Annotated in this window: 5 protein-coding genes; 1 reads left to right on the forward strand and 4 read right to left on the reverse strand. The window is 73.3% G+C overall.

Annotated features, from left to right (window positions below; all coding sequences use genetic code 11):
- Both AB0I41_RS34715 and AB0I41_RS34720 read right to left on the reverse strand, forming a co-directional pair.
- The coding region (locus AB0I41_RS34715; RefSeq protein WP_357115561.1) for a serine hydrolase at nt 1-1,209 on the reverse strand (1,209 nt) is incomplete at its 3' end.
- Nucleotides 1,210-1,292: 83 nt separating this feature from the next.
- Complete coding sequence (locus AB0I41_RS34720) at nt 1,293-2,018, reverse strand: MerR family transcriptional regulator (protein ID WP_357115565.1); 726 nt, start codon at nt 2,016-2,018, stop codon at nt 1,293-1,295.
- Between the two features lie 115 nt (nt 2,019-2,133).
- Between AB0I41_RS34720 and AB0I41_RS34725 the strand changes: the two genes are divergently transcribed.
- A complete protein-coding gene (locus AB0I41_RS34725; protein WP_357115568.1) occupies nt 2,134-4,407 on the forward strand; it encodes an excinuclease ABC subunit UvrA in 2,274 nt (757 codons plus the stop codon).
- A gap of 4 nt (nt 4,408-4,411) precedes the next feature.
- On the opposite strand, the gene AB0I41_RS34730 is transcribed toward AB0I41_RS34725, so the two are convergent.
- Nucleotides 4,412-4,645 (reverse strand): hypothetical protein, encoded by a 234-nt coding sequence (locus AB0I41_RS34730; RefSeq protein ID WP_357115571.1) that lies wholly within the window; start codon nt 4,643-4,645, stop codon nt 4,412-4,414.
- Between the two features lie 142 nt (nt 4,646-4,787).
- Complete coding sequence (locus AB0I41_RS34735) at nt 4,788-5,195, reverse strand: protein-tyrosine phosphatase family protein (protein ID WP_357115574.1); 408 nt, start codon at nt 5,193-5,195, stop codon at nt 4,788-4,790.
- Nucleotides 5,196-5,582 lie beyond the last annotated feature (387 nt).

Below are 5,582 nucleotides of genomic sequence, written 5' to 3' on the forward strand. Positions count from 1 at the left end.
CCGCCGCCCGACCGCCAGCAGCGCGGCGAGCAGCCCGACCAGTCCCGCCGAGCCGCCGACCACCGCGCCGCCGAGCCAGTCCGGCGTGCCACCGGACGAACGGCCGGCGGCCAGGGCCGCACCGGCGTCCGGGCCCGCCGACGGGGTCGGGCCGTCCCCACCGTCCCCGGTCACCTCCCCCGGCTCCACCAGCCGGCCCACCGAGGAGTCCGCGGGCAGCGAGAAGCCCCAGTCGAGCAGCCGCGCGCCCTGCTCCCAGGCCCGCACCGGGCGCCGTTCGGCGTTGAGCAGGGTGACCACCAGCCGCCGGCCGTCGCGCTCGGCCGCGCCGACGTAGGTGTGCCGGGCCCGCTCGGTGAAGCCGGTCTTGCCGCCGAGCGCACCGGGGTAGTCGTAGATCAGCGGGTTCTCGTTCTGGATCTGGAAGCCGGGCTTGCGCAGCGCGGGCTGGGCGGGGATCTGGGCCCGCTCGGTGAGCGCGTACCGCCGGAAGGTGGGGTTGGCGAAGCAGGCCCGGGCGATCAGGGCCAGGTCGTACGCGCTGGTGAACTGGCCCGGCCCGTCCAGGCCGGAGGGTGTCACCGCGTGGGTCTGGAGGGCGCCGAGCCGGCGCGCCTCGGCGTTCATCTCCCGCACCCCGGCCTGCGCGCTGCCGGCACCGAGCCGGGCCAGCAGGTTCGCCGCCTCGTTGCCGGACTGGAGCAGCAACCCGAGCCAGACCGTCTCCACCGGGTACCGGCCGCCCGCCAGCAGGCCCACGGCGGAGCTGCCGGGCTCGATGTCCAGGTCGGCCCGGGTCACCGTGACCACCTGCTTCGGGTCCAGCTTCGGCAGCATGGTGGCGGCCAGCAGCAGCTTCTGCACGCTCGCCGGGGTGGCGTACTCGTGCGGGCCGCAGCCGCCGAGCACCGCGCCGCTGTCCAGGTCCGCGACCAGCCAGGACGTCGCGGTGACCGGCGGTGGCGCGGGCGTGCCGGGCGGGACGACCAGGCCGGGGGTCGCCAGCGCCTGCCCGCCCACAATGCGCTGCTCGGGCACGGGTTCCGGTGGCGTCGGGCGCGGCGGGCGGGTCACCGCCGGTGTCGGTAGCTTCGGGCAGGGCGCGGTCACTCCGGGGGCCAGGGCCGCCGGCGGCGCGGCGTCCGCCGGGACGGCCGTCCCGGTGCTGAGGAGTACGGCGACGGTGGCGGCCAGGACCCGGGCTCTCATGGTCAGGCACCATACCGAGAGCGCTCCGCGTGATCGAAGCGGCTCACCCAACCAGGCGGTGCGGGCGGCTACCAGCAGGTGGGTCAGCCGGGACCGGCGAGCCCGAGCTCGGCGAGGTAGTCGTACAGGGTGGCCGAGGCGCGCAGCCGCCGCAGGCTGCGCCGGTGCAGCTCCTGCTCGCGCCGGGCCAGCTCGGCGTGGACCCGCTGGGGCCGGCCGGTGGTGCGCATCTCGGCCAGGACGGCCGCCACGATCTCGAACGGGTAGCCGCCCCGGCGCAGCAGCGCGACGACCTGCGCGGCGCGCAGCTCCGCGCCGTCGTACAGCCGGTAGCTCGTGCCCGGTTCGCGCGCGGGCCGCAGCAGCCCCCGCTCCTCCCACAGCCGCAGCTGGGAGGTGCGGACCCCGACCAGGTCCGCGACCTCGCCGATCCGCGCGCCGCGCCGCGGCGCGGGCACCACGACCGGCGGGCTGACCACCACCGTCTCGAAGGCGCCGAGGACCCGCCGGATCTCCGTCCGTTCACGGTCCAGTTCGGCGTGGCCGGCGTCCAGCCCCGCCAGCGCCGCCGCCAGGTCGCCCCGGTGGACCGCGGCCATCACCGTCCGGGTACGCGCCCAGCCGTGCCCCTCGGCCATCCGGCGCAGCACGGCGAGCGCCCGCACATGGGCGACGGTGAGCACCCGGTAGCCGCTGGGCGTACGGCCGGCCAGCGGCAGAACCCCCTCGTCGAGGTAGTTGCGCACTTGCTGGGTGGAGATCCCGGCGGTGGCCGCGACATCGACCACCCGCAACCGCCCGTCCTTCACCGGGTCACCCTATCGGCTGCCACGCTGTTTGAGACTTTCCCTCCTATATCGCAGCGCCGACCTCGGCAACTCGCGCTGAAGCTTTCACACGAGTGTCAATGAGAGGATCGAATCCATGGAGCAACGAGCGCGGAACGCCGCCGACAGCCACGACGTCATCGAGGTACGGGGCGCCCGGGAGAACAACCTCACCGGCGTCTCGGTCGACATCCCCAAGCGCCGGCTGACCGTCTTCACCGGGGTGTCCGGGTCCGGGAAGTCGTCCCTGGTCTTCGGCACCATCGCCGCCGAGTCGCAACGCCTGATCAACGAGACGTACAGCGCCTTCCTGCAGAGCTTCATGCCGAGCCTGAGCCGGCCGGACGTGGACGCGCTGCGCAACCTCAGCGCCGCGATCGTCGTCGACCAGGAGCGGATGGGCGCCAACTCCCGCTCCACCGTGGGCACGGCGACCGACGCGTACGCGATGCTGCGCATCGTGTTCAGCCGGCTCGGCGACCCGCACGTCGGGTCGGCCGGCGCGTTCAGCTTCAACCTCGCCGAGGGGATGTGCCCGACCTGCGAGGGGCTGGGCCGGGTCTCCGACCTGGACGTGCACGCGATGGTCGACGTGGAGCGGTCACTCAACGACGGGGCGATCCTGGTGCCGAACTTCGCCGTCGACTCCTGGTACTGGCAGACCATCGTCCGGTCGGGCCTCTTCGACCCCGACGCCAAGCTGCAGGACTACACCCCCCAGCAGTGGCAGGACTTCCTGCACAAGCCGGCCACGAAGATCAAGATGGGCAGCAACAACTGGACGTACGAGGGGCTGGCCGTGAAGGTGCGCCGGCTCTACCTGGCCAAGGACCGCGAGTCGACGCAGCCGCACATCCGGGCGTTCGTGGACCGGGCGGTCACCTTCACCACCTGCGCCGACTGCGGCGGCGCCCGGCTCAACCGCGCGGCGCTCTCCTCCCGGATCGCCGGGCGCAACATCGCCGAGTGCGCGGCCATGCAGATCAGCGACCTGGCGGACTTCGTCCGCTCCGTGGACGACCCGTCGGTGGCGCCGCTGGTGGCCACCCTGCGTGAGACGCTGGACTCGCTGGTGGAGATCGGCCTCGGCTACCTCAGCCTCGACCGCGAGTCGGCGACCCTTTCCGGGGGCGAGGCGCAACGGGTGAAGATGGTCCGGCACCTGGGCTCCAGCCTCTCCGACGTGACGTACGTCTTCGACGAACCGACCGTGGGGCTGCACCCGCACGACATCGCCCGGATGAACGATCTGCTGCTGCGCCTGCGCGACAAGGGCAACACGGTGCTGGTCGTGGAGCACAAGCCGGAGACCATCGCGATCGCCGACCACGTGGTCGACCTCGGGCCCGGCGCCGGGTCGGCCGGCGGCCGGATCTGCTACACCGGCGACGTCACCGGCCTGCGCCGCTCCGACACCCTCACCGGGCGCCACCTCGACCACCGGGTCACCCTGCGCGACCCGGTACGCCGTCCCACGGGACAGCTACCGATCCGCGGCGCCGACCTGCACAACCTGCGCGACGTAGACGTCAACCTCCCGCTCGGGGTGCTCACCGTGGTCACCGGGGTGGCCGGCTCGGGCAAGAGCTCGCTGATCCACGGTTCGCTGCCGCGTCGCAGCGGGGTGGTCGTGGTGGACCAGTCCCCCATCCGGGGTTCCCGGCGCAGCAACCCGGCCACCTACACCGGGCTGCTCGACCCGATCCGCACCGCCTTCGCCAAGGCCAACGGCGTCAAGGCGGCCCTGTTCAGCGCCAACTCCGAGGGCGCCTGCCCGACCTGCAAGGGCATCGGGCTGGTCTACACCGACCTGGCCATGATGGCCGGGGTCGCCACGGTCTGCGAGCGGTGCGAGGGGCGCCGATACACCGACGAGGTGCTGACGTACACCCTGCGCGGGAAGAACATCACCGAGGTCCTCGCGATGTCGGTCACCGAGGCCCGGGAGTTCTTCCCCGGCGGTCAGGCCCGGGCCGGGCTGGACCGACTGGCCGACGTCGGCCTGGGCTACCTCGGCCTGGGCCAGCCGCTCACCACCCTCTCCGGCGGCGAGCGGCAACGGTTGAAGCTGGCCATCCACATGGCCGAGAAGTCGAGCACCTACGTGCTGGACGAGCCCACCACCGGCCTGCACCTGGCCGACGTGGACCAGCTGCTGGCACTGCTGGACCGGCTGGTCGACGGCGGCAACACGGTGATCGTCATCGAGCACCACCAGGCGGTGATGGCGCACGCCGACTGGATCATCGACCTCGGGCCGGGCGCCGGGCACGACGGCGGCCGGGTCGTATTCACCGGCACCCCCGCCGATCTGGTCGCGCACGGCGACACGCTCACCGCCCGCCACCTGCGCGAGTACGTCGGCGGATAGCGGTTCAGCCGGTGGTCACCGGGTCCTCGGCGCCGGCCCGGAGCCGCCACCGCTGCACGACCAGCACCACCGGGCCGACCATCAGCATGGACACCGCCGCGGTCACCAGGAAGACGTCCAGGAAGAGCGTCGCCAGCACGCTGAGCACCGTCAGCGAGACGGTGACCCGCCCGAGGTGACGGGGGGTGGACAGCGGGCGGCGGTGCGTACCCCGGTAGTGGGGAGCGGCTGCGGCCATGGTGGTACCTGCCTTGCGTGGAGATCGACCGGGACGTTGTCAGCCGCCGCCCGGTGCCGCGGCTGACCATCGTGGTCGGGGTCGTACCCATCCTGAGCTGTGCGAACCGTGGAGGTAGGCATTGCCACAGCCGGCGCGCCGATCACCCCAGCCGGCGCAGCCAGCGCCGCTGCCAGGGCGTCTCCACCGCCCGGGGGTGGTAGTGCTCCCGTACCCAGCCCACCGCCCGTTCGGCCGGCAGGCCGTCCAGGATCGCCAGGGCGGCCAGTGCCGTCCCGGTCCGGCCGACGCCACCCCGGCAGGCGACCTCGACGCGCGCGCCGTCGTGCGCCCGGCGCAGGGCCTCCCCCAGCGCGTCGAGGGCGTCGGCACGGTCCAGCGGCAGCCAGAAGTCGGGCCACCGGATCCGCCGGTGCGGCCAGGCCGGCGCCGGGCCCGGGGCCAGGAGCAGGGCGAAGTCGGCGGGCGAGGCGGCATCGCCGACGCGGCGCCCGCGCACGGTCGCGCCGCTGGGCAGTACGACCACCCCGGTCGTCTCGGACCAGTCCATCCCGTGATTCTGCCGCCGGTGGAGACAGCGCCGCCCCCGGCCCGGGTGGGTCGGGGGCGGCGCTGGGGTGTCGGTGTGCAGGTCGCCTCTCGGCGAGTGGCGCGACGCGGCTCCAGCCGGACGGTATTCCGCGACGGCAATATTGGTGAGGCCCGGGGACACTGGACACACCGACACCCGACTCAACAGGCTACCCGGGTCCGCTGTTCCGCCTGGGTGGGTGACCGGGACCACTGCTGCTCGTGCGTGGGTTCGTTGCTTGCTGGTCGTGCGTGGGTTCGTTGCTTGCTGCTCCTCGGGGTGGGGTGTGGCCCGCCGCGCCCGGCTCCGGGCGGTCAGGCTTGATCCCTGCTAGCTAGAGCTTTGGCTCTTGACCTCTTTTGTTCT

It is taken from the genome of Micromonospora sp. NPDC050200, from assembly GCF_040656135.1.
GTDB lineage: Bacteria > Actinomycetota > Actinomycetes > Mycobacteriales > Micromonosporaceae > Micromonospora.